General features: G+C 68.1%; 19 protein-coding genes. 8 read left to right on the top strand and 11 right to left on the bottom strand.

The features are described 5' to 3' along the window. Positions 1-32: 32 nt before the first annotated feature. Positions 33-1,184: an osmoprotectant NAGGN system M42 family peptidase gene (locus AUL30_RS08895; RefSeq protein ID WP_062227727.1), complete on the top strand. Its 1,152-nt coding sequence runs from the start codon at positions 33-35 to the stop codon at positions 1,182-1,184. Between the two features lie 3 nt (positions 1,185-1,187). Here the strand turns inward: AUL30_RS08895 and fdhD are convergent, their stop codons facing one another. Further along, complete coding sequence (fdhD, locus tag AUL30_RS08890) at positions 1,188-1,988, bottom strand: formate dehydrogenase accessory sulfurtransferase FdhD (RefSeq protein ID WP_062227518.1); 801 nt, start codon at positions 1,986-1,988, stop codon at positions 1,188-1,190. 141 nt (positions 1,989-2,129) lie between these two features. On the opposite strand from fdhD, the gene AUL30_RS08885 reads away from it, so the two are divergent. Both AUL30_RS08885 and ribB read left to right on the top strand, forming a co-directional pair. After that, positions 2,130-2,762 carry a TerC family protein gene (locus AUL30_RS08885; protein WP_244490763.1) on the top strand — a complete coding sequence of 211 codons (633 nt, stop codon included), beginning with the start codon at positions 2,130-2,132 and terminating at the stop codon, positions 2,760-2,762. A gap of 44 nt (positions 2,763-2,806) precedes the next feature. After that, entirely contained in the window at positions 2,807-3,928 is a 1,122-nt protein-coding gene (gene ribB / locus AUL30_RS08880) for a 3,4-dihydroxy-2-butanone-4-phosphate synthase (protein WP_062227725.1), read from the top strand. A gap of 23 nt (positions 3,929-3,951) precedes the next feature. Here ribB and AUL30_RS08875 read toward each other — a convergent pair whose 3' ends face one another. Both AUL30_RS08875 and trhO read right to left on the bottom strand, forming a co-directional pair. Further along, positions 3,952-5,304, bottom strand: a complete 1,353-nt coding sequence (locus AUL30_RS08875) for an MFS transporter (RefSeq protein ID WP_062227517.1) — start codon at positions 5,302-5,304, stop codon at positions 3,952-3,954. A 64-nt stretch (positions 5,305-5,368) separates the two neighbouring features. Continuing rightward, positions 5,369-6,241, bottom strand: a complete 873-nt coding sequence (gene trhO / locus AUL30_RS08870; protein ID WP_062227516.1) for an oxygen-dependent tRNA uridine(34) hydroxylase TrhO — start codon at positions 6,239-6,241, stop codon at positions 5,369-5,371. 89 nt (positions 6,242-6,330) lie between these two features. On the opposite strand from trhO, the gene AUL30_RS08865 reads away from it, so the two are divergent. After that, the gene (locus AUL30_RS08865) at positions 6,331-7,254 is read left to right on the top strand and encodes an MBL fold metallo-hydrolase (protein ID WP_062227515.1); all 924 of its coding nucleotides are present in this window, start codon (positions 6,331-6,333) and stop codon (positions 7,252-7,254) included. Here AUL30_RS08865 and AUL30_RS08860 read toward each other — a convergent pair whose 3' ends face one another. The 6 genes from AUL30_RS08860 to AUL30_RS08835 form a co-directional block, all read right to left on the bottom strand. Next, complete coding sequence (locus AUL30_RS08860) at positions 7,255-8,091, bottom strand: DUF1499 domain-containing protein (protein WP_062227514.1); 837 nt, start codon at positions 8,089-8,091, stop codon at positions 7,255-7,257. Positions 8,092-8,167: 76 nt separating this feature from the next. Continuing rightward, positions 8,168-10,873, bottom strand: a complete 2,706-nt coding sequence (ppdK, locus tag AUL30_RS08855; protein ID WP_062227513.1) for a pyruvate, phosphate dikinase — start codon at positions 10,871-10,873, stop codon at positions 8,168-8,170. A gap of 42 nt (positions 10,874-10,915) precedes the next feature. Next, positions 10,916-11,632 carry a DsbA family protein gene (locus AUL30_RS08850; RefSeq protein ID WP_192843038.1) on the bottom strand — a complete coding sequence of 239 codons (717 nt, stop codon included), beginning with the start codon at positions 11,630-11,632 and terminating at the stop codon, positions 10,916-10,918. 106 nt (positions 11,633-11,738) lie between these two features. Next, positions 11,739-12,248, bottom strand: coding sequence for a DUF721 domain-containing protein (locus AUL30_RS08845; protein WP_062227512.1), 510 nt, complete (start codon positions 12,246-12,248; stop codon positions 11,739-11,741). Beyond that, the gene (locus AUL30_RS08840) at positions 12,248-13,483 is read right to left on the bottom strand and encodes an O-antigen ligase family protein (RefSeq protein WP_062227511.1); all 1,236 of its coding nucleotides are present in this window, start codon (positions 13,481-13,483) and stop codon (positions 12,248-12,250) included. The genes AUL30_RS08845 and AUL30_RS08840 overlap by 1 nt, the downstream gene beginning before the upstream one ends. Then, positions 13,480-14,226, bottom strand: coding sequence for a glycosyltransferase family 25 protein (locus tag AUL30_RS08835; protein ID WP_062227510.1), 747 nt, complete (start codon positions 14,224-14,226; stop codon positions 13,480-13,482). The genes AUL30_RS08840 and AUL30_RS08835 overlap by 4 nt, the downstream gene beginning before the upstream one ends. Before the next feature lie 183 nt (positions 14,227-14,409). Between AUL30_RS08835 and AUL30_RS08830 the strand changes: the two genes are divergently transcribed. Next, positions 14,410-15,465 (top strand): A/G-specific adenine glycosylase, encoded by a 1,056-nt coding sequence (locus AUL30_RS08830; protein ID WP_062227509.1) that lies wholly within the window; start codon positions 14,410-14,412, stop codon positions 15,463-15,465. 19 nt (positions 15,466-15,484) lie between these two features. Here the strand turns inward: AUL30_RS08830 and AUL30_RS08825 are convergent, their stop codons facing one another. Continuing rightward, positions 15,485-16,612 carry a site-specific DNA-methyltransferase gene (locus tag AUL30_RS08825; protein WP_062227508.1) on the bottom strand — a complete coding sequence of 376 codons (1,128 nt, stop codon included), beginning with the start codon at positions 16,610-16,612 and terminating at the stop codon, positions 15,485-15,487. Between the two features lie 138 nt (positions 16,613-16,750). Here AUL30_RS08825 and AUL30_RS08820 point away from each other — a divergent pair, with 138 nt between their 5' ends. Continuing rightward, the gene (locus AUL30_RS08820) at positions 16,751-17,431 is read left to right on the top strand and encodes an HAD family hydrolase (RefSeq protein ID WP_062227507.1); all 681 of its coding nucleotides are present in this window, start codon (positions 16,751-16,753) and stop codon (positions 17,429-17,431) included. A gap of 57 nt (positions 17,432-17,488) precedes the next feature. Here AUL30_RS08820 and AUL30_RS08815 read toward each other — a convergent pair whose 3' ends face one another. Then, on the bottom strand, positions 17,489-17,980 hold the full coding sequence (locus AUL30_RS08815; protein WP_062227506.1) for a hypothetical protein: 492 nt from the start codon (positions 17,978-17,980) through the stop codon (positions 17,489-17,491). A gap of 213 nt (positions 17,981-18,193) precedes the next feature. Between AUL30_RS08815 and thrC the strand changes: the two genes are divergently transcribed. Both thrC and AUL30_RS08805 read left to right on the top strand, forming a co-directional pair. Then, positions 18,194-19,600: a threonine synthase gene (gene thrC, locus AUL30_RS08810; protein WP_062227505.1), complete on the top strand. Its 1,407-nt coding sequence runs from the start codon at positions 18,194-18,196 to the stop codon at positions 19,598-19,600. Beyond that, positions 19,597-20,907, top strand: coding sequence for a M16 family metallopeptidase (locus AUL30_RS08805; protein ID WP_062227504.1), 1,311 nt, complete (start codon positions 19,597-19,599; stop codon positions 20,905-20,907). The genes thrC and AUL30_RS08805 overlap by 4 nt, the downstream gene beginning before the upstream one ends. Positions 20,908-20,928 lie beyond the last annotated feature (21 nt).

The raw sequence follows: 20,928 nt of genomic DNA, 5'->3' as shown, positions 1-20,928 counted from the left end.
GGCGAAACACCAAAGCGAACGAGCGGACCGACGTGCCACGGCTTTCCATCGACAGCCATTACCTGACAGACCAGCTCAGGGCGCTCCTGAAGATCCCAAGCCCGACGGGATACACGGATACGATCGTACGCCACGTGACGCACGAGTTGCAGCGGCTCGGCCTGCGGGTGGAGCTCACACGCCGCGGCGCCATCCGGGCGCTGCGCCAGGGCAGCCGCCGCGCTTCGGCGCGGGCCATCGTCAGCCATGTCGATACACTCGGCGCGCAGGTCAAATCCCTGAAGGACAATGGCCGGCTCGAAGTCGTGCCCATCGGAACCTGGTCGGCGCGCTTTGCGGAAGGCGCGCGCGCAACGATCTTCTCCGATACGGGCGCCTATCGCGGCACCATCCTGCCGCTCAAGGCCTCCGGCCACACTTTCAACGACGAGGTGGATCACCTGCCGATCGGCTGGCCCTTCGTGGAACTGCGCGTGGACGCGCTGGCGCGCGACCGGCGGGAGCTGTCGCGGCTCGGCATCGAGATCGGCGATATCGTCGCCATCGATCCGCAGCCCGAATTCCTGGACAACGGCTTCATTGTCTCCCGCCACCTCGACAACAAGGCCGGGGTCGCCATCATGCTGGCGGCCATCGAGGCCCTGGAGCGGGAGAATGCCGTCACCCCGGTCGACATCCACTGGCTCTTCACCATCGCCGAAGAGGTCGGGGTGGGCGCATCCTCCATCCTGACCCCGGACATCGCATCCATGGTGGCGGTAGACAACGGCACGACGGCAGCGGGGCAGAACTCGTCGGAGTTCGGCGTCACCATCGCCATGGCCGATCAGACGGGGCCTTTCGACTACCATCTGACCAAGAAGCTCGTCCGCCTGTGTCACGATGAGGATATCCGCTACCAGAAGGATATATTCCGCTACTACCGCTCGGATTCTGCTTCCGCTGTCGAGGCCGGCCACGATGTCCGCACGGCGCTGATCGCCTTCGGCGTGGATGCCTCGCACGGGTGGGAGCGCATCCATGTCCATGCGCTGCGATCGCTCGCCGAGCTGATCACCGCCTATGCGACATCGCCGGTGGAGATCGAGCGGGACCGCAACCTGCATGCCGGGCTGGAAGGCTTCACGCGCCAGCCCACCGCCCAGGCCGCGCAGGAGCTGGCCGAGGATAGTGAGCTGGAATAGCGCCTAAAGGGCGCCGTCCACCCGGCCAGGGTGGGTGAAGATCTCGAATTCCTCCCCCCGCGCCACGGCAATCAGCGTCACCCCCGCCCCTTCCGCCTCCCGCACGGCCAGTTCGCTCGGAACGGAAATCGCCGCCAGAAGCCCGCAACCCATGACAGCCGCCTTCTGGACGAGCTCCACCGAAACGCGGCTCGTCAGGGTCAGGAACCCATGCGCGGGCGCGATGCGCTGACGCGCCAGATGGCCGGCGACTTTATCTAGCGCATTGTGCCGGCCGACATCCTCGCGCACCACCAGGCAACCGCCATCAGCCGTATGGAAGGCGGCCGCATGGACGGCGCGTGTCTGGCGGCCGAGGAGTTGCCCCTCCGCCATATCCGACATGGCCTTCACGATGCGGCGCGGATCCAGGCGCAGGGTCGCGCCGATTGCCGGAAGCGCCGGGCGGGCGAGTTCCAGGGACTCGACGCCGCACAACCCGCAGCCGACGGGCCCGGTCATCTGCCGCCGCCGCGCCACGTACCCTTGCGCCCGCTCCGCAATCAGCCGGACCTGGCAGTCGACGCCCCCGTCCGAGGCGACGATTTCGACCGCCTCGATCTCGTCCGGGCGGTCCACGATCCGCTCGTTGAGCATGAGCCCGATCGCCATGTCTTCCAGGTCCTGCGGCGTCGCCATCATGACGGCGTGGGTCGAGCCGCCGACGCTGATCGCGACCGCCTCTTCGGCCGGGAGCGCGCGCGCACGCGGAACGAAGCTTCCGTTGCAAAAGGCCAGTGCAACCACCGTGTCCGCTGACGCCATGCCCTAAAATTCCTTTCCCGACTGCGGCCGGTTTACCTCACATTGTGATCACACCGGCGTGTTCAATCGCGCCGCGACCGCTTATGAGAGGACCATGGCGCAAAGGCGCCCCACCGATCCCTCATAAGCGCGGGTGCTGCGTTGAGCGAATCCTTCCTGGCGACCGAGTTTGCCGCACTGCTCCAGGTCCTGTTCATCGACATCGTCCTGGCGGGCGACAATGCGGTCGTCGTCGGCATGGCGGCCGCCGGCGTCGATGCATCGATCCGCCGCAAGGTGATCTTCTGGGGCATTGCCGGCGCCGTCGTCCTGCGGATCCTCCTGGCCCTCGTGGCGGTGGAGCTGCTCGCCATTGTCGGCCTGACGCTGGCGGGCGGCATCCTGCTCCTCTGGGTCTGCTGGAAGATGTACCGCGAAATCACCGCGGGCGGCCATGGCGAGGATGCCCTGGCCGACCAGGCCGCCGTGCCGCAGAAGAGCTTCAAGCAGGCCCTTCTGCAGATCATCGTGGCCGATATTTCCATGTCGCTCGACAATGTGCTGGCCGTCGCCGGCGCGGCGCGCGACCATATCGAGGTTCTGGTTGCCGGGCTCCTGATCTCCGTCGTGCTGATGGGCGCCATGGCTACGCTGGTCGCCCGGCTACTGAACAAATATCGCTTCATCGCCTGGATCGGGCTCATCATCATCCTGTTCGTCGCCGTCCGGATGATTTACGAGGGCTCCCAGCAGGTGGCGTGCGCGGGCATCCTGCCGGCCCTGTGCCTGCACTGATCCCGCCCGCCGCCAGGGCATGGCGCGAGCTTTGGGGTATGGACATGGTGGACGAGCTGGACAGGGTCGAAGACGCGATCGCGGCCATTGCGGCCGGTGAACTGGTCGTCGTCGTCGACGATACGGACCGGGAAAACGAGGGTGACCTGATCATGGCGGCGTCCAAGGCGACGCCGGAAAAGATCGCCTTCATGATCCGCCACACGAGCGGCATTCTCTGCGTTCCCATGACGGGCGAGCGTGCGCAGCGGTTGAACCTGCCGCCCATGGTCGCCAACAATCTCGACCCGATGCGCACGGCTTTCACCGTGTCGGTAGATTACCGCGTCGGCATGACGACGGGCATCTCGTCCGAAGAGCGCGCCAGTACGGCGCGGGCGCTTGCCAACAACAACATCGCCCCGGGCGATTTCCTGCGCCCCGGCCATATGTTCCCGCTCATCTCCCGCGAGGGGGGCGTCCTGACGCGCAGCGGCCATACGGAAGCGGGGACGGACCTCGCCCAGCTGGCCGGGCTGGAGCCCGTCGGCGTGCTGGCGGAGGTCGTCAACGATGACGGGACGGTCAAGCGCCTGCCCGAGCTCATCCTCTTCGCCCGCGAGCATGGGCTGAAGATCGTCTCGATCGAGGATCTCATCTCCTATCGCATCCGGCGCGAAAGCTTCGTGACCTGCGTGAAGGAACAGGACATGATGATCGGCGGCATGAAGGGCCGCATCCGCATCTACGAGACGCCGTTCGACGATATGCAGCATGTGGTCGCCCTGTTCGGGGACGTGCGCTATGCCGACAAGGTGCCGACCCGCATCCACCGCGAGCAGCCTGTCATGGATCTGTTCGGACATATTCGCGGGTCGCAGACCTGGGTCGAGAACGCCGTGGACGCCCTCAAGGACCGGCCGCACGGCATTCTGATGCTGCTGCGCACCAGCGAAGCGGATGATTTCACCCCGCCAGAGCATGACAGCGGGGCGCCGGAAGACGGCGAGCGCCACGGCAGCGCTCGGGCCCGGATGCAGCGCTGGCGCGAAATCGGCGTCGGCGCACAGATCCTGCGGGATGTCGGCGTACGCTCCATCCAGGTGATGGCGACGCACGAGCGCTCCTATGTCGGCCTGACCGGCTTCGGCATCGAAGTCGCCGGGACGATCCTGCTGCCGGATTGAAAGCCGCGGGGCGCGGCAGGCGGTCAGTGGATCGCCTGCGCCCGTGTCTCCACCTTCAGGGCGACGGTCGCCAGGACGGCGATGAACAGGAGTGCGGCGAAGAAGCCGACCGCCACCGGGAAGCCGAGCCCGATCAAGGGCGCCATCGCCGTCGGGGCCAGAAGGCCGCCGAGCCGCGCCATGGCGCCGGCCGTTCCCATGCCCGTGGCGCGGATCTGCGTCGGATAGAGTTCCGGCGTCCAGGCATAGAGGGCGCCCCAGGTCCCGAGCAGGGCGAAGCTCATCAACAGGACGGCGAAGGTGACGATGCCCGGCTGCAGCGTCACGGCGAAGAGGAAGCAGCCGAGGCACGACAGGATCAGGAAGCCGATCAACGTTTCGCGGCGGCCCCAGCGCTCGACGCCATAGGCGGCGAGCGCATAGCCGGGAAGCTGCGCCAGCGCGACCAGGATCAGGAAACCGTAGCCGCGCAGGAAGCCGAAGCCTTCCGTCGCCAGCCTGCCCGGCAGCCAGGTGAAGACACCATAATAGGCCGAGGAGACGAGCAGCCAGATGGCCAGGATGCAGAGGCTCCGACGCAGATAGGGCGCCGAGAAGATGCCCCCGCCCCCGACCGGCTGCGGGTCGCGGCGGACGGGCTTGTCGAGCCGGGCCTGCCCGTTGGCCACCAGCACCTTGTCGAAAACCTGCCGCGCATCATCGTCGCGCCCCGTATTCAGAAGGTAGCGGGGTGACTCGGGGATCCAGAAGCGCAGGAAGATGCCGATGATGGCGGGAATGGCTGTCGCCAGGAAGATCAGGCGCCAGGGTTCGGCCGCGCCGTAGCTGTTGGCGGCCCAGGCGACGATGGCCACCGCCACGGTGCCGACCGCCCAGAACCCTTCCAGCATGACCAGCCAGCGCCCGCGGCTGCGGGCCGGCAGGAACTCGGCCATCATGGCGTAGTCCACCGGCAGCGTGCCGCCCACCGCCAGTCCGACCACGAAGCGCAGGGCAAGGAGAATGGCGAAATCCGGCGCGAAGACGGAGGCCAGGCTGAACACGGCATCCAGCGCCACGGTGAAGATCAGGATCCGGCGGCGGCCGTAGCGGTCGGCGAGCCGCCCGAAGGCATAGGCGCCGATGAGCATCCCCAAGAAGAAAGCCGTGCCCGTCTGCAGGGCCTGCGGCACGGTCAGGCCGAAGCTGGCCGCGATGGAGGGCGCGGTAAAGCCGACGGCGATGACCTGCATGGCATCCGCCGCCCAGACCAGGCCGAAGACCCCGAGGAGCCGCCGCTGGAACCGCCCCGTTCCGGCCCTGTCGAGAACCTCTTCGACACCATAGCCCGGGCTCCTGCCCGCAGATGAGCCAAGACTTGTGACTGCACTGGCCATGACCTGCCCCCATACGCCCCGCACGACACCTTATGACGCCGACGCGCGCTCAAGGAAAGAGGCTTCAGCCGGTGCGCTCGCTGTGGCGCAGCCGCAGGCCCGCCGCGCGCTCGGCCGACAATGCCCCGTGGCAGTGCGGGCAGGAGACGCCGGGCTCGTATTGCGGCGACAGGCGGTCTGCCTCGCTCAGGGCCTCGCCGCAACCGAAGCACGCCGCATAGGGCGCCGGCACCAGCCCATGGCCCACCGCGACGCGGTTGTCGAAGACATAGCAGTCCCCGTCCCACAGACTGTCCTGCGGCGCGACATCCTCAAGATATTGGAGGATGCCGCCCTTCAGGTGGAAGACCGATTCAAAGCCGCTTTCCAGCATGTAGGCGGATGCCTTCTCGCAGCGTATGCCCCCCGTGCAGAACATCGCCACCTTGCGGTGGCGCTGCGGGTCGAGCGCCTGCGCGACGAACTCCTTGAACTCGGTGAAGCTGTCGATGCCAGGGTCTACCGCGTTGCGGAAGGTGCCGATCCGCGTCTCGTAACGGTTGCGCGTATCGATCACGAGAACCTCGGGATCGGCGATGAGGCCGTTCCAGTCCGCCGGCGCCACATAGGTTCCGACCCGGCGGGAGGGATCGGCCTCAGGCGCGCGCAGCGTGATGATTTCGGGCCGGATGCGCACTTTCATGCGGCGGAAGGGCTGGGCATCCGCATAGGAGAATTTTACCTCGCCCCGGCGGATCTGCAAAAGGTCGTCCAGCGCGTCGACCACCCGGTCGAGCGCGTCAGCGCTCCCGGCGATCGTCCCGTTGATGCCCTCCCCCGCGATCAGCAGCGTTCCGCACAGGCCATGCGCGCGGCACAGATCCAGGAGGGACCCGCGCAGACCCGGAAGGTCGTCGATGGACACGAAGCGGTAGAGGGCGGCGATCTTGTACTCCATGGCCGGGAGTTGGCAAAAACCCGACGGATTGACAAGCACCTTTCGTCCGGGCGCTTGACATGTCCGCCTGTGCAGCCGACCCCTCACCCATGGCAGATGAGCTTGAACTCGACATGGAATTCGATCCGCGGATCGGCGCCGCACAGGCGCTCGCCCCCGGCATCCTGCGAATCGTGGCGCCCAATCCTGGCCCCATGACCTTCCGCGGCACCAACAGCTACGTGATCGGTCAGGACAGCGTCGCCGTGGTCGATCCCGGGCCGGACAATGCTGATCATCTCGCCGCGCTCCTCGACGCCATCGATGGGCGGCCCCTCGGCGCGATCCTCGTGACCCACTGCCATCTGGACCATACGGGCCTGGCGCCCCGGCTCGCCGCGCTGACGGGCGCCCCCATCTGGGCCGAAGGGCCGCACCGCTCCGCCCGCAGCCTGGAGGAAGGCGAAGCCAACGCGCTCGATGCGGCGGCGGACCGGTCCCTGCCCATTGCCCGCCGGCTGGCGGATGGGGAAGTGTTCCACCTCGGCGGCGAGCGGTTCGAGGCGGTGGCGACACCGGGCCATGTCGCGAACCATATGGGCTTCGCCTTACCCGACCGGGGCATCCTCCTGTCCGGCGATCATGTCATGGGCTGGGCGACGACGCTCGTCGCGCCGCCGGACGGATCGATGGCCGATTACATGGCTTCCCTCGACAAGCTTCTGGGCCGCGCCGAAACCCTGTATCTGCCAGGGCATGGCGGGCCCGTCTCGCAGCCACACCCGCTCATGCGCGGGCTGCGCGCCCACCGTCGCATGCGCGAGCGCGCCATCATCGAGCGCCTGGCACAGGGCGACGAGACGATCCCCGCCATCGTGGCGGCGATCTACCGGCAAACGGATCCGCGCCTGCTCGGCGCCGCGGCGCTGAATGTCCTGGCGCATCTGGAGTTCCTGGCCGAGCGTGGCCTTGCCGCACCGCATGGCGCAGCGGGGCTGGATGCGCGCTGGCAGTTGACGCCGCGCGAGCCCTGATCACTCGTCCACGGTGCCGCTCTGGGCCTGCTCCATGGCGGCGTCGAGCCGCGTCAGGAAGCTTTCCACGAAACGCCTGTTCTGGCCGAGATCGCGCGGCAGATCGCGCGAGTGGGAGCGCAGATCGACGAAGGTGGAGCCTTCGTCCTCCTGGATGCGGATTTCCACATCGCTCGGAAAGCCGAAGAGCGGCGCCCTGGCAACGGCGGTCAGCGTGTAGTCGCCGGCATCGGTGACCGCGAAGCGGTCATAGGCATCGTTCACATCGAAGCTCGAGCGCAATGTCGGCCGCGGCACCGCGACCGTTCCCTCGACGCCGAGGTCGCCTTCGGCGGGCAGCGGCAGGGCCGTGGACTGGACGATCTCCACCTCCCAGCCAAGATCGTCGGCCACCTGCCGGCTGGCGCCATAGACATCGCGCGCGGTGGCGGGAAATTCGCGACCGAGCAGGACCGAACCGCCAATCTGTGTATCCGCGGTATCGAAGGCGACCATATTGGCCGTGCGGGCGGAGTTGCCGCTCGGATAGGCCATGGCCATGAAGGCGCCGATGACGAAGGGAACCGCCACGACGAGCCCCAGGAACAGGGCCGCCAAGGCCCTCCCGCCGCCGTAGCTGCCGCGGGACCAGACGCGCAGCAGGGCATAGAGCGACAGGATCAGGCCGAGGCCGAGAAGCCCGCCCGACAGGGCGATGACCGTGGCGAAATCCCCGCGAGAGGACAGGTCCATCCGGAAGAAGAAAAAGCCCGTCACGAGCAGCGCGCCCGCAAAGGCCGCCAGCCGGAAGGCCCAGTCGGCGGCCTTGACCCGCCTGCGGAGATAATGCCCGCCCAATCGTCCGCTCCGCCTGTACAATGCCTCGATGCCGGCCGCGCCGACGGCCTGAAACTAGCGCGCGCTGATTTAAGATTTATCCACCCGTGGATATAGGCCCACGGCCCCGGGTCTTGGACGGAGCGGCCGCTCGCACGGCCCGCTCCAGCCGGATCGCCGCCTGCGCGGCTGCCAGCCTGGCGATCGGCACCCGGAAGGGCGAGCAGGACACGTAGTCGAGGCCCGCCTGTTCGAAGAAGGTGATCGAGGCGGGATCGCCGCCCTGTTCGCCGCAGACGCCAAGCGTGATGTCGGGCCGGGTCCGACGCGCCTTGTCCACGCCCAGCACGATGAATTCGCCCACGCCCTCCACATCCAGCGTCTGGAAGGGATCGCGCTCGATGATCCCCTCCCGCTGGTAGGTCGACAGGAAGTTGGCCGCATCGTCGCGCGAAATGCCGTAGACCGTCTGGGTCAGATCGTTGGTTCCGAAGGAAAAGAAGTCCGAGACCTCGGCGATCGTGTCCGCCCGCATGATGGCCCGGGGAAGCTCGATCATGGCCCCGACATGGTAGGAGACGCTGCGGCCCTTCTCCTGCGCGACGGCGGTGGCGATTTCGTCGATCCGCTGCTTGACGAAATCGAACTCGCGGCGCAGCCCGACCAGCGGCACCATGATCTCCGGCACGACATCCTTGCCCTTGCGCCCGCCGGCTTCGATCGCCGCCTCCAGGATGGCGCGGGTCTGCATCTCGACGATCTCCGGGTAGGAAATGGCGAGCCGGCAGCCACGATGGCCGAGCATGGGGTTGAACTCTTCGAGCTTCTCGATGCGCGCCCGCAGGCTCGCCTCCGCAATGCCGAGCCCGGCGGCGGTTTCGGCGATTTCGGCGTCGCCCTTGGGCAGGAACTCGTGCAGCGGCGGATCGAGCAGTCGGATCGTCACCGGCAGTCCGGCCATGATCTCGAACAGCTCGACGAAGTCAGAGCGCTGCATGGGAAGCAGCCTGTCCAGCGCCTGCCGCCGGCCGGCCGCATCGCCCGCCAGGATCATATCGCGCATGACGCCGACGCGCCCGCCTTCGAAGAACATGTGCTCCGTGCGGCACAGGCCGATGCCCTCGGCGCCGAAGGCGCGCGCGGCGCGCGCTTCGATGGGGGTTTCGGCATTGGTGCGCACGCCCAGCCGGCGGGCCCGGTCCGCAAATTCCATCAGCGTCGCGAAATCGCCCGTCAGCATGGGCCGGCGCAGCCGCGCCGCGCCCAGGATCACCTCGCCCGAAGCACCATCGATGGTGATGGCCTCGCCCTCGTGCACGGTGATGCCGCCGGCCGTCAGCGTCCGGGCCGCCATGTCGATCCGCAGCGCGCCGGCGCCCGTCACGCATGGCTTGCCGATGCCGCGCGCCACGACGGCCGCGTGGCTCGTCGTGCCGCCCCGGATGGTCAGGACACCTTCGGCCACATGCATGCCATGGACGTCCTCCGGCAGCGTCTCGTTGCGCACCAGGATGACCGGCCGCCCTTCGCCGACCAGCCGAATCGCGTCATCGCCCGTAAAGGCGACGAGCCCCGTGGCCGCCCCGGGAGAGGCCGGCAGGCCGCGCCCGATCACATCGGCCGCCTCGCCCCGCTCGATGGTCGGGTGCAGCAATTCGTCGAGCGACATGGGATCGACCCGCAGAAGGGCGTCCTCTTCGCCGATCAGCCCGTCCCGGACCATCTCGACGGCCACCCTGACCCCTTCGGCGACGCTCCGGCGCGCCGGCCGCGACTGGAGAAGGAACAACTCCCCGTCGCCGACCATGAAATCGACCTCGCAGGCATCGGCGATATGCGTCTCGATCCGGGCGACATAGTCGGCAAGGGCGGGCAGATCGGCCGGGAAGGAATCATCGTCCTGCGCCTGCGCCAGGTCCAGCACCTGTTCCTCGTGCCGGATCAGGCTGGCATATTCGCGCCCGCCCACCCGGAAGCTCCCGGTCAGCCGGGCCTTGCCGGTCGACAGGTCGCGCGAGAGGGCGTGGCCGGTACCGGACTTTTCGCCCCGTTCGTTGAAGATCATGGCGTGGACCGTCACCGCCAGGCCGGAATTCTCCGAGATGGCGTGGGCTGCCCGGAAGGCGCGCGCCACGGGGCTGCGCCAGCTTGCGAAACAGCCCTCCACCACTTTCAGCAATTGCTCGAAGGGCGTCTGCGGCAGGGCTTCGCCCAGCTCTTCCTCGATGAAGGCATGGTAGCGCGCGATCAGCGCGCGCCACTCGTCGGGCGTGGCGGGCTCGTGCGCCCCGCCCCAGCCGAGGCGGCTGCGCTCGGCATCGGCGATCTCCTCGAACTCCGCCGGGTCGGCGGAGAAGACGAGGCTCGCAAACCCTTCGATGAAGCGGCGATAGGCGCGAAAGGCGAAATCGAGATCGCCGAGCTCACGCGCAAGCGTCTCGACGGTCCGGTCGTTCAGCCCGATATCGAGCAGCGTATCGGCAAGCCCCGGCATGGGCGCGCGGGCGCTGGGCCGCACCGCAAGGAGCAGCGGCTGCGCCTCTCCGTCGAAGATGCGGCCGGTCACGCCTTCCAGCCATTCGACCATGGCGAGGATCTCCGCCCGCAGCGCCTGGGGCAGTTCCCCATGCGCAGGGGCGCTTTCGCGCCAGGCCACCGTCGATATGGTGAAGCCGGGCGGCACAGGCAGGTCCAGCCCCGCCAGCAGCGCGAGGTTGGCCCCCTTGAAGCCGAGTGACTCGGACGGATCCGCCGTCCGGTCGGCCGCGCCCCTGTGGAATGTGAAGCACTTCCTCGTCGCCATTGCCCTGCCCTGCCGGCTCAACTCCGGTCGGCGTATGTCCGGTCAGCGATGCGCCTCGATCACCGCGGCCATTTCGTTGGCCGTCATGGCACCGGCATAGCGGTCGCCATTGATGAAGAAGGTCGGCGTTGCGGCCACGCCAAACTCGTCCTGGCCGCGCTTCTGCACCTCCATCACCTTGCCCTGGAGCTCGGCATTCTGGAGGCAAGCGGTGAACTGTTCCTGCGACATGCCGGCCTGGCGGGCAATGGCCAGAAGCTCGACCGACGCGTTCTCCGCCATGGCCCACTGGCGCTGCTGATCGAAGAGCACGTCGACCATGGCTGTGCGGCGATCCTCCGGCACGCAGCGCGCCAGCATGAAGCCGGCAAGCGCGCGCGGATCGAAGGGGAACTCGCGCAGGACCAGCTTGGCGACGCCGGTGTCCAGATAGTCGGCCTTGATGGCGGGATAGGCGTTGGCGTGGAAATCGGCGCAATGGCTGCAGGTGAGCGAAGCATATTCGACAATGGTGACCGGCGCATCCGGATTGCCGATGACGATGTCCGGCAGGGCGCCGGGCGCCATGAGCGCGGCGGTGTCGACGCTGCCCTGCGATTGGGGCGCTGTCGCCGCCGATGCATCCGTCTGGCGCGTGGCCGCCGGCGCTTCCTGGGCAAGGGCAACGCCGGTGAAGGCCGGGGCAGCGGCAAGGATGGCAGCGCCGGCCAGCATGACGGCGGCCAGCCGGCCCTGAACGGTCTTACGCGAAATCGGCATGCTCGTCTTTCCTTTGACGTCGGTTCCCTGTCGCCCTGCAGCTAGGCGACAAACTGCGCCGTTGTTAGGGCACTCTGAGGATGCGTAAGGACAAATCACCGACAAATCAAACGTCGTTGGCGCGATTGCGCCCCAGAACGCAGGCACCGTAACGCTCCAGCGCCCGGCGCAGGCGCGGATTCTCGATATTCTCGACCGACCTTGCGATGGCACGGGTCGCCTGTGCATCCGGTGGCTGCCATTTGGGCTTGCGGCTTTCCTGCACGCGGGCGACAGGCCGCTGCACGATGCGGATCCGATCCACGGCATGGTAGCCGAAGAAGCCGTTCACCCGCTGGACGATCTCCCCCGCCTCATGCTGCAGGCGCAGCACGAAGGCGCCCTCGCAGGCGATGACGAGCTGGGCGGGCTGGAAGGGCGCATCGTCATAGGGGCGCGAGGGCCAGGCCAGGCGTTCGGGCCGGGTGGCGTCCGCAAGGCGCGGACCGACGATCTCGGGCCAGGCCGACAGAAGGCCGAGCGTCATGCCCGCCTTGCGGGCGAGCACCGGTTCGATGAGCTCGGCCATCAGTTCGCCGACCTGCCGTGTCGGCGGGCGGCGCGGCGGCCGGGCCATCAGCCCCGCCCGATGGCGAGCTGCCGCGCCTGCCGACGGTCCCGCCGGTGCAGTGTCGTCAAAACGATGCTCATGAAGCCGAAGATCACGATCACCATCCATTCGTTCAGAAGAACGCCGTGGAAGGAACCATAGCTGAAGACGAGGAAGACGAAAACGAGCGATGTTTCACGCAGGAGGACATCGCCCGAGCGGATGACCGTCGCATACAGAAACGCCAGGAACGTTCCGAGCAAAAGGACAAGCCCGACAAGGCCGCTGTTCAGCGCTTCGTCCACCACCAGATTGTGCAGGTGGGTATACTGCCCGACGGCCTGCGCATTGGCGCCGGCCCGCGCGGCGACCGTCTCCATCTTGCCGACATGGCCGATGCCGATCAGCGGATGCTCGGTCCAGACGTCCCAGGCCGCGCTCCACATGGCCAGGCGCACGTCCACCGAGCCGGAGGCGACGCCCGTCGTCTCGTAGCGCTCCACCTCCACGATACCGTCCTGCGCGCGCTGCGAGACGATGCCGGCCACCGGCACCAGGGCCGCCCCTGCCACGCAGACGCCGAGGGCCAGCGCTGCCATGGAGCGACGGTCCCGGAAGTTAAAGGAGTTGCGCCACATGTGGTACAGGTCGAAGAGGCCCATCAGCGGATAGATGCCCCAGACGGCGCGCGTCTGCGACAGGAGCGCCGGCACCAGCGAAAGATACAGCCACCAGCGGCCATTGGGCAGGATGCGTGGCGCGCGCTCCATGGGCAGCCGCGCAATGAGGCCGACCGCCCCGGCCACGAAGCCGAGGATCGCTTCGTTCCGGCCGAGGCCGACGCGCATGCCCGTCAGCCAGAACTCCACCGGCGTCGCGACCATGAGCGCGATGACGCCGAGCCGCGCGCCCAGGATCAGCGCATCCAGCGGCCGGCGGATCAGGAACAGGCCGAGCGGCAGGAACACGCAGGCCAGTTCGATCGAGGCATAGGACAGGATGCGGTTGCTTTCCACGCCGTGGCCGCGCAGGAGCGTGAGCCCGATGGACCAGAGGCAATAGGCGGCGAGGAGGCCCGTGAAGACCGGCGGCGCCATGCGCCAGCTCCGCGGCCGAAGGACCGCCAGCACCACGCCGCTCACCGCCAGAAGCCCGAACAGCGCCTTGCCGAGAGAAATCAAAATGCCGATCAGCGCCATGGCGAGCGCCAGAATGATAGGATCGACCCGCCGGCGCAGGAGCATGAAGCGCTTGAAGCTCATGGGCGCCCCCGGACGGCCGTCGCCAGACGGGACACGAAATCCTTTGCGCGGAACCGCAATGTGGGCAGGCGCTGCCATGGCTTCAGGCGGAACGCACCGTAGCTGCGCCCCTCCATCGTCAGGCTGCCATTGGTCAAGGGGTTCAGGCCGACGCCGTCCGGCTCCACATGCCGCACCCGGATCCCGTGCGCCCAGCCGCGCTCCAGCGCGACATCGTAAGGCAGGGTCATGGGCCGCAGGGATCGCAGCAGCCGCTCGGCCGCCGTCCGGTTCACCATATAGGCGGCAGAGCCGCCCGTCGGGCCGAAGGCGGCCCGGCCGAGCTTCAGCCCGCCGGGCAGGCTGCGCTGCGGCACCAGGCGTGGCATGCGGTAATTGACGAGCTTGACGAGATCCCAGTCGTCCACCGACAGGATCGCGTCCCGCAAGCTTGCAAAATCGGGCGTCGGGGCGGCGTCGTCCTCGAAGATGACGGCAATGTCGGCATCGCTCGCCAGGAAGGTTTCGAACACGCGCAGATGGCTGGCATAGCAGCCATACTCACCCGGCTGCGGGCGCTTGCCATGATCGCGCCGGAAGCCGGCCTCGTCCAGGAGTGCGGCCCGTTCGGCCTCGCCCGCCGCGCGCCCATCGACCGCGGGAACGCGGATCAGGTCAATCCCGGCGCGCTCGGCATCCGCGCGGATGGCTGCGAGCCGATCGCCGGACCGGTCGAGATTGATGACATAGTGATGGATCCGCACGCACCGGCACTTTTCTGGCTCAGACAGTCTGCGGTCCGATGAACCCTGTACCGGCGCGAGTCAAGGGGCGGCAGGCTGCCGCAGCGCCGGGCCCGAAGCGTTGCGGCCGGGCGGCAAACTGGGCTAACCCTGCCCCCACCACCGATGCGGCGATCGCATGGGTTTACACGTCAACAAAGCGCGATGCGACAGACCCCGCCAGAAGCCGCCCAACTCCTTGCCTGGTACGACCGCCATGCGCGGCGCCTGCCCTGGCGCGTCGGCCCTGCGGAGCGGGCCGCGGGCGTGATGCCGGACCCGTACCGGGTCTGGCTGTCGGAGGTCATGCTGCAGCAGACCACCGTCGCGGCGGTGAAGTCCTATTTCGAAACCTTCACCCGTCGCTGGCCGAGCGTCGAGGCGCTGGCCGCCGCGCCGGAGGCCGACGTCATGGCCGCCTGGGCCGGCCTTGGCTACTATGCCCGCGCCCGCAACCTCGTGGCCTGTGCCCGGGCCGTCACCGCACGGGGCGGGGTCTTTCCCGGCAACGCGGCGGGGCTGCGGGACCTGCCCGGCATCGGCGATTATACGAGCGCGGCCATCGCCGCCATCGCCTATGACGAGCCCGTCGCCGTGGTCGATGGAAATGTCGAGCGTGTGGTCAGCCGCCTTGCGGCGTTGGAGACCCCGCTGCCGGCGGCCCGCCCGGCCATCCGGCACAGGATGGCGGACCTGACGCCCGCGCACCGCCCGGGCGACTTCGCCCAGGCCATGATGGATCTGGGCGCCACCATCTGCACGCCGCGCCGCCCGGCCTGCGGCATCTGCCCGGTCATGGAGGGTTGTGCCGCGCGTGACGGCGGCGATCCGGAGCGCTTCCCCATCAAGGCGCCGAAGGCGGCCAAGCCGCACCGTGTCGGCGCCGCCTATGTGGCCGAACGTGTCCGCGACGGGGCCATCCTTCTGCGCCAGCGGCCTGGCAAGGGGCTTCTCGGCGGCATGGCCGAGCCGCCCATGACGGGCTGGACGGCGCGCCAGGACGGCGCAACCGATCTGTCGCAGGCGCCCTTCCCCGCGCCATGGCGCATAGCGGGCGCGGTGGAGCACAGCTTCACCCATTTCCACCTGACGCTCACCGTCTGGCATGCCGAAGTGGGCGACGCGCCCGCCGGCGAGGGATGGTGGGAGCCGGTCGAAACCATCGAGGGGGCAGCGCTGCCCACGCTCATGCGCAAGTGCCTCGCGCGCGCCCTCGCCTGAGGCGCGCGGCCGACCGGTGTTAGAAGCCCGCCATGCGGGCGCGAACCTCCTGCCGCAGCTCGTCGATCACCCGCAGGCGGCCGCTTTCCCGGACATGCCAGAACGTCCAGCCATTGCAGGCCTCCGCCCCCTGGACGCGGGCGCCGATGCGGTGGATGGATGCCGCCTCCTCACCCACCGCCACGGTTCCGTCGGCGCGCACCAGGGCGCTGTACCGGCCCTTGGCGTCGGTCAGTTCCGTGCCCGGGGTCAGAAGGCCCGCCTCGATCAGGGCCGTGAAGGGTATGCGCGGCTCGGCCCGCTTGCCGGCGGAGATGCGGATGGACAGGCTGTCCAGCGGCTCCACGGCATCTATGCGGGCGGTGGCCGCCTCGATGTAGCTTTCCTCGCGCTCGATGCCGACGAAGTGCCGCCCGAGCCGCTTGGCGACCGCACCCGTGGTGCCCGTGCCGAAGAAGGGATCGAGGATCGTATCCCCCGGCTTGGTCGACGACAGGATCACCCGCGCCAGGAGCTGCTCCGGCTTCTGGGTCGGATGGACCTTGCGACCCTCCTCGTCCTTCAGCCGCTCGCCCCCCGAACAGATGGGGAAATGCCAATCCGAGCGCATCTGCAGATCGTCGTTGGCCGCCTTCATCGCTTCGTAGTTGAAGGTGTAGGACTTGCCGTCCTTATCGCGTGAGGCCCAGATCATGGTTTCGTGGGCGTTCTGGAACCGCCGGCCGCGGAAATTGGGCATCGGATTGGCCTTGCGCCAGACGATGTCGTTCAGGAGCCAGAAGCCGAGATCCTGCATGATCGCGCCGACGCGGAAGATGTTGTGATACGAGCCGATCACCCAGATCGTGCCGTTCGGCTTCAGGACCCGGCGGGCGGCCAGGAGCCAGGCCCGAGTGAAGCTGTCATAGGCGGCGAAGCTCTCGAACTGGTCCCAGGCGTCGTCGACGGCATCCACGCGGGACTGGTCGGGCCGCGTCAGCGCACCGGAAAGCTGCAGATTGTAGGGCGGGTCGGCGAAGATGGCGTCGACGGATTTCTCGGGCAGCATCTCCATGCGTGAGATGCAGTCCCCCTTGATGATCCGGTCTAGCCATTCCTGATTTCCGCGTTGGGGTTGCACTTTGGATGCAAGACGCGCATTCGACATCGGATCACCACGGTTGAAACGCAAAACTGAACCGACGTCATGGTTATCGAACGGGGTAAACAATCCATGAAGCGCCACCCGAAAATTGCCGGGCTGGTCGTTCGGCTCGGCTGACGCGCAAGGAGTTCCACGAGCGGCATGGCCCTTTCTCTCATCATTTTCGATTGCGACGGCGTGCTCGTCGATTCCGAGATCGTCGCGGCCGAGATCGAGGCCGAGAAGTTCGCCGAGCTCGGCCTGGAGCTGAGCCCGGGCGAGATCGCGGAGCGCTTCGCCGGCCTGACGCTGGCCCGCATCGTGGAGATCCTCACGGAAGAGACGGGCGTCCGCTTCCCGGACAATTTCGTGGATACGATCGAGCGCGAAAGCGATCGGCGGCTGGCCAAGGTGGCGACCATCCCCGGCGTGCACGAGATGCTTGACCGCCTCGACCTGCCGCGCTGCATCTGCTCCAATTCCATGGGCAACCGCCTGGAACTCATGCTGCGGCCGGCCAAGCTGTGGGACCGGTTCCGCCCCTATGTCTACCCGGCCCGGGAGGTCGGGACCAAGCGGGGCAAGCCGGCGCCGGACGTCTTCCTGCATGCCTGCGCACAGTTCGAGGTCCCCCCGCACGAGGCCATCGTGCTGGAGGATTCCGTCCACGGCGTCGCGGCGGCAGTGGCGGCAGGGTGCCGCGTCGTCGGCTTTACGGGCGGGCGGCACACCCACACCGGCCATGCGGATTCGCTGACCGAGGCCGGGGCGGAGACGGTGATCAGCCGGCTCGCCGATTTCCCCGCGACGGTCGAGGCTTTTTCGGACTGGGAACGCGTCTGACGCGCGGCGACGCCGGCCCGTGGCCCGCCCGAAGCGGCGTGGCCACGGGTTGCGGCGCTACTGGTCGAAGCCGGCGGTGACGCCTGTCTTGCCGGCCTGCGGCACGGTGATGCCACGATCCACATAGGTGAAGGTGCTCGGCCCGCCGGGGGCGATGGCGACGCTCACGCTGCCGGCGCGGGAATAGAGCTGCCCGCTGGCATTGGTCGCCTTGACCCGCAGCGGCAGCGTCACCTGCAGTGGGCGGGAGGTGGCCGCCGGCACGACGCGCCCGGCAATGCCGACATCCATGGTGATCTGCCCGTTCTCGATCTGGCAGGAGCGCGTCACATCGGTGATGGAGGCGATATAGGCGTAGTCGGGCCCGCTTCCCGGCCGCAGCACGGCCATCGTGTCCGGCAAGGTGATGCTCGGGCAGTCACGCGGGTCCACGGCCGCCATGGCGACCGCGCCCGGGCCGCTGCCACCCGATCCGGTCGACGAGCAGGCGGACAGAATGGCGAGCGTGCCCGCCAGGGCGATGAAACGAAGCGGGTGGGCGGTCGACATGCCAATCCTCCAGGTCTGCCGGGCCGCGCATGCTGCGATTCGCCCCGCCTTCAGGCAAGCATCGATTCCACGCCCCAGCCACACTGTTCAACCCCGATCGGAGGCATGGGCCGGCATTCCCTGTTGGAACAGCGCCAAGCATTCGTGTTAGAGGATGCAGCAAGATGTGCGGGCGGGGCGTTTGACGCTTCTGTATGCAGCATGGGAGACAAAGTGAGATACATCAGTTCGCGGGGGCAGGCGCCCCGCCTCGGTTTCGCCGATGTGCTTCTGGCCGGTCTCGCCAGCGACGGCGGCCTCTATGTTCCGGAAGAATGGCCCGTGATCGACGCGGCCACCATCGCGTCCTTTGCCGGGCGGTCCTATGCGGATGTCGCCTATACGCTGCTGCGGCCCTTCGTCGGCGGCGAGATCGCCGATGCCGACCTGCGCCGCATGGTGGACGAAGCCTATGCCACGTTCCGCCATCCGGCCGTGGCGCCGCTCGTCCAGACGGACGGCAACACATTCGTCCTGGAGCTTTTCCACGGGCCGACGCTCGCCTTCAAGGACGTTGCCATGCAGCTCCTGGCGCGGCTGATGGACCATGTCCTGGCCGAGCGCGGCCAGCGCGCCACCATCGTGGGCGCAACCTCGGGCGATACGGGCGGCGCGGCCATCGCGGCCTTTGCGCAGTCCACCCGCACGGACATGTTCATCCTCTTCCCCAAGGGTCGGGTCTCTCCCGTCCAGCAGCGGCAGATGACGGGTCACGGCGCGCAGAACGTCCATGCCCTGGCGCTGGAAGGCACGTTCGACGATTGCCAGTCCATCGTGAAGGCCATGTTCAACGATGCGACCTTCCGCAGCGACATGGCCCTGTCGGGCGTCAACTCCATCAACTGGGCCCGGATCATGGCCCAGATCGTCTATTACTTCACTGCCGCCGCCAGCCTCGGCGCGCCGGCGCGCCGCGTGTCCTTCACGGTGCCGACCGGCAATTTCGGCGATATCTTCGCCGGCTACGGCGCCAAGCGGATGGGCCTGCCGATCGAGCAGCTCGTCATCGCGACCAACGCCAACGACATCCTGGTCCGCACACTCGAAACGGGCGTCTACGAGACGCTCGGCGTGGCGCCGACCTCGTCCCCGTCCATGGACATCCAGGTGTCGTCCAACTTCGAGCGCCTGCTGTTCGAGGCGAGCGGCCGGGACGCCAGCCTCGTCACGCGGCTGATGCAGAGCCTGGCCCAGTCGGGCCGCTTCACGCTTCCGCCGCAGGTGGCCGCCGCCATCGCGGCCGAGTTCAAGGCCGGCCGCTCCGGCGAGGCAGAGACGGCGCAGACCATCCGCAGCGTCAACGACACGCGGGCCTACCTTCTGGATCCGCACACGGCCGTCGGCATGGGCGTTGCCGCGGAGCATGCGGGCCAGGAGGCGATGATCGTGCTCGGCACCGCGCATCCGGCCAAGTTCCCCGATGCGGTGGAAGCGGCCTGCGGCATCCGCCCTGCCCTTCCGCCAACCCATGCGGACCTGATGGAGCGTGACGAGCGCTTCACCGTCCTGCCGAACGATGCCGAGGCGGTGAAGGCGTATATCGCCCGGCACAGCCGTGCGGCCCTGGGGGCCGCCGCATGAATGTCGAGATCACGCGGCTGTCCAACGGACTGACCATCGCCACCGAGCACATGCCCAAGCTGGAGAGCGCGGCCCTGGGCATCTGGGTCAAGACCGGCGCGCGCGACGAGACGGGTGGCGAACACGGGATCGCCCACCTTCTGGAGCACATGGCCTTCAAGGGTACGGCGCAGCGCAGCGCACGCCGCATCGCCGAGGAGATCGAGGATGTGGGCGGGGAGCTGAACGCCTCGACCAGCGTGGAGACCACCGCCTATTACGCCCGCGTCATGCGGGACGACGTTCCCCTGGCGCTGGACATATTGAGCGACATCATCCTGGATTCCCAGTATGACGAGGGCGAGCTCGAGCGCGAAAAGCACGTCATCCTGCAGGAACTGGGCGCCGCGGAAGATACGCCGGACGACATCGTCTTCGATCACTTCCAGGCGGCCGCTTACACGGGCCAGATCATCGGCCGGCCGATCCTCGGCACGCGCCAGAGCATTGCCTCCTTCTCGCGAGAGGATATTCGCGGCTATCTGAACCGCAACTACACGCCGGACCGCATCGTGGTGTCGGCGGCCGGGGCCGTGTCGCATGCGGAGGTCGTGGCGCGGATCGAGGCCGCCTTCGGCAGCCTTCCCGCCGCGCAGGTCGCGGCGGCGGCAACCACCGGCGATCTGGCCTCCTATACGGGCGGTGACTTCCGCGAGGAGCGCGACCTGGCCGATGCGCAGATCGTGCTCGGCTTCGAAGGCCGGCCCTATTATGCGCGGGACTTCTACGCATCGCAGGTTCTGTCCATCATCCTGGGCGGCGGCATGTCCTCGCGCCTTTTCCAGGAAATCCGGGAAAGCCGGGGCCTTTGCTATGCCGTCTCGGCCTTCCACTGGAGCTTTGCCGATAGCGGGATCTTCGGCATCCATGCCGCCACGGGCGAGGAAGAGCTCGCCGAGCTTGCTCCCGTTATCGTGGACGAATTGATGCGCGCGGCCGAGGGGATCACCGAGAAGGAGGTGAACCGCGCCCGGGCACAGATGCGCTCCAGCCTTCTGATGAGCCAGGAAAGCCCGGCATCGCGCGCGGCGCAGGTGGCGCGGCAGCTCATGTTCAACGGTGCGCCCATCGAAAACGGCGAACTCCTGGATCGCCTGGCCGCCATTTCGGCCGACCGGCTGGCCGATCTTGCCGGCCGGACCTTCCTCGGCTCCCGCCCGACGCTGGCCGCCATCGGCCCGGTCGGGCGCCTGCCGACCATCGATGCATTGACGGACCGCCTGCGGGGCGATGCCCCGGCCGGCGGACGCCTGGCGTCGTCACGCTGAAAGCGCGTGCAGGGCGCCCGG

Source organism: Aureimonas frigidaquae, assembly GCF_001463905.1.
Taxonomy (GTDB): Bacteria; Pseudomonadota; Alphaproteobacteria; order Rhizobiales; family Rhizobiaceae; genus Aureimonas; species Aureimonas frigidaquae.
Note: the sequence above shows the minus strand (reverse complement) of the source record. Positions and strands in the feature narration are given on the sequence as shown.

What these genes read in the sequence shown, in the direction of transcription:
- AUL30_RS08825 (WP_062227508.1), bottom strand. Translation starts at nt 16,612, where the DNA reads ATGTCGAATGCGCGTCTTGCATCCAAAGTGCAACCCCAACGCGGAAAT.
- trhO (WP_062227516.1), bottom strand. Translation starts at nt 6,241, where the DNA reads ATGGAGTACAAGATCGCCGCCCTCTACCGCTTCGTGTCCATCGACGAC.
- AUL30_RS08830 (WP_062227509.1), top strand. Translation starts at nt 14,410, where the DNA reads ATGCGACAGACCCCGCCAGAAGCCGCCCAACTCCTTGCCTGGTACGAC.
- AUL30_RS08820 (WP_062227507.1), top strand. Translation starts at nt 16,751, where the DNA reads ATGGCCCTTTCTCTCATCATTTTCGATTGCGACGGCGTGCTCGTCGAT.
- ppdK (WP_062227513.1), bottom strand. Translation starts at nt 10,873, where the DNA reads ATGGCGACGAGGAAGTGCTTCACATTCCACAGGGGCGCGGCCGACCGG.
- AUL30_RS08815 (WP_062227506.1), bottom strand. Translation starts at nt 17,980, where the DNA reads ATGTCGACCGCCCACCCGCTTCGTTTCATCGCCCTGGCGGGCACGCTC.
- AUL30_RS08850 (WP_192843038.1), bottom strand. Translation starts at nt 11,632, where the DNA reads ATGCCGATTTCGCGTAAGACCGTTCAGGGCCGGCTGGCCGCCGTCATG.
- AUL30_RS08840 (WP_062227511.1), bottom strand. Translation starts at nt 13,483, where the DNA reads ATGAGCTTCAAGCGCTTCATGCTCCTGCGCCGGCGGGTCGATCCTATC.
- fdhD (WP_062227518.1), bottom strand. Translation starts at nt 1,988, where the DNA reads ATGGCGTCAGCGGACACGGTGGTTGCACTGGCCTTTTGCAACGGAAGC.
- AUL30_RS08865 (WP_062227515.1), top strand. Translation starts at nt 6,331, where the DNA reads ATGGCAGATGAGCTTGAACTCGACATGGAATTCGATCCGCGGATCGGC.
- ribB (WP_062227725.1), top strand. Translation starts at nt 2,807, where the DNA reads ATGGTGGACGAGCTGGACAGGGTCGAAGACGCGATCGCGGCCATTGCG.
- AUL30_RS08845 (WP_062227512.1), bottom strand. Translation starts at nt 12,248, where the DNA reads ATGGCCCGGCCGCCGCGCCGCCCGCCGACACGGCAGGTCGGCGAACTG.
- AUL30_RS08805 (WP_062227504.1), top strand. Translation starts at nt 19,597, where the DNA reads ATGAATGTCGAGATCACGCGGCTGTCCAACGGACTGACCATCGCCACC.
- AUL30_RS08875 (WP_062227517.1), bottom strand. Translation starts at nt 5,304, where the DNA reads ATGGCCAGTGCAGTCACAAGTCTTGGCTCATCTGCGGGCAGGAGCCCG.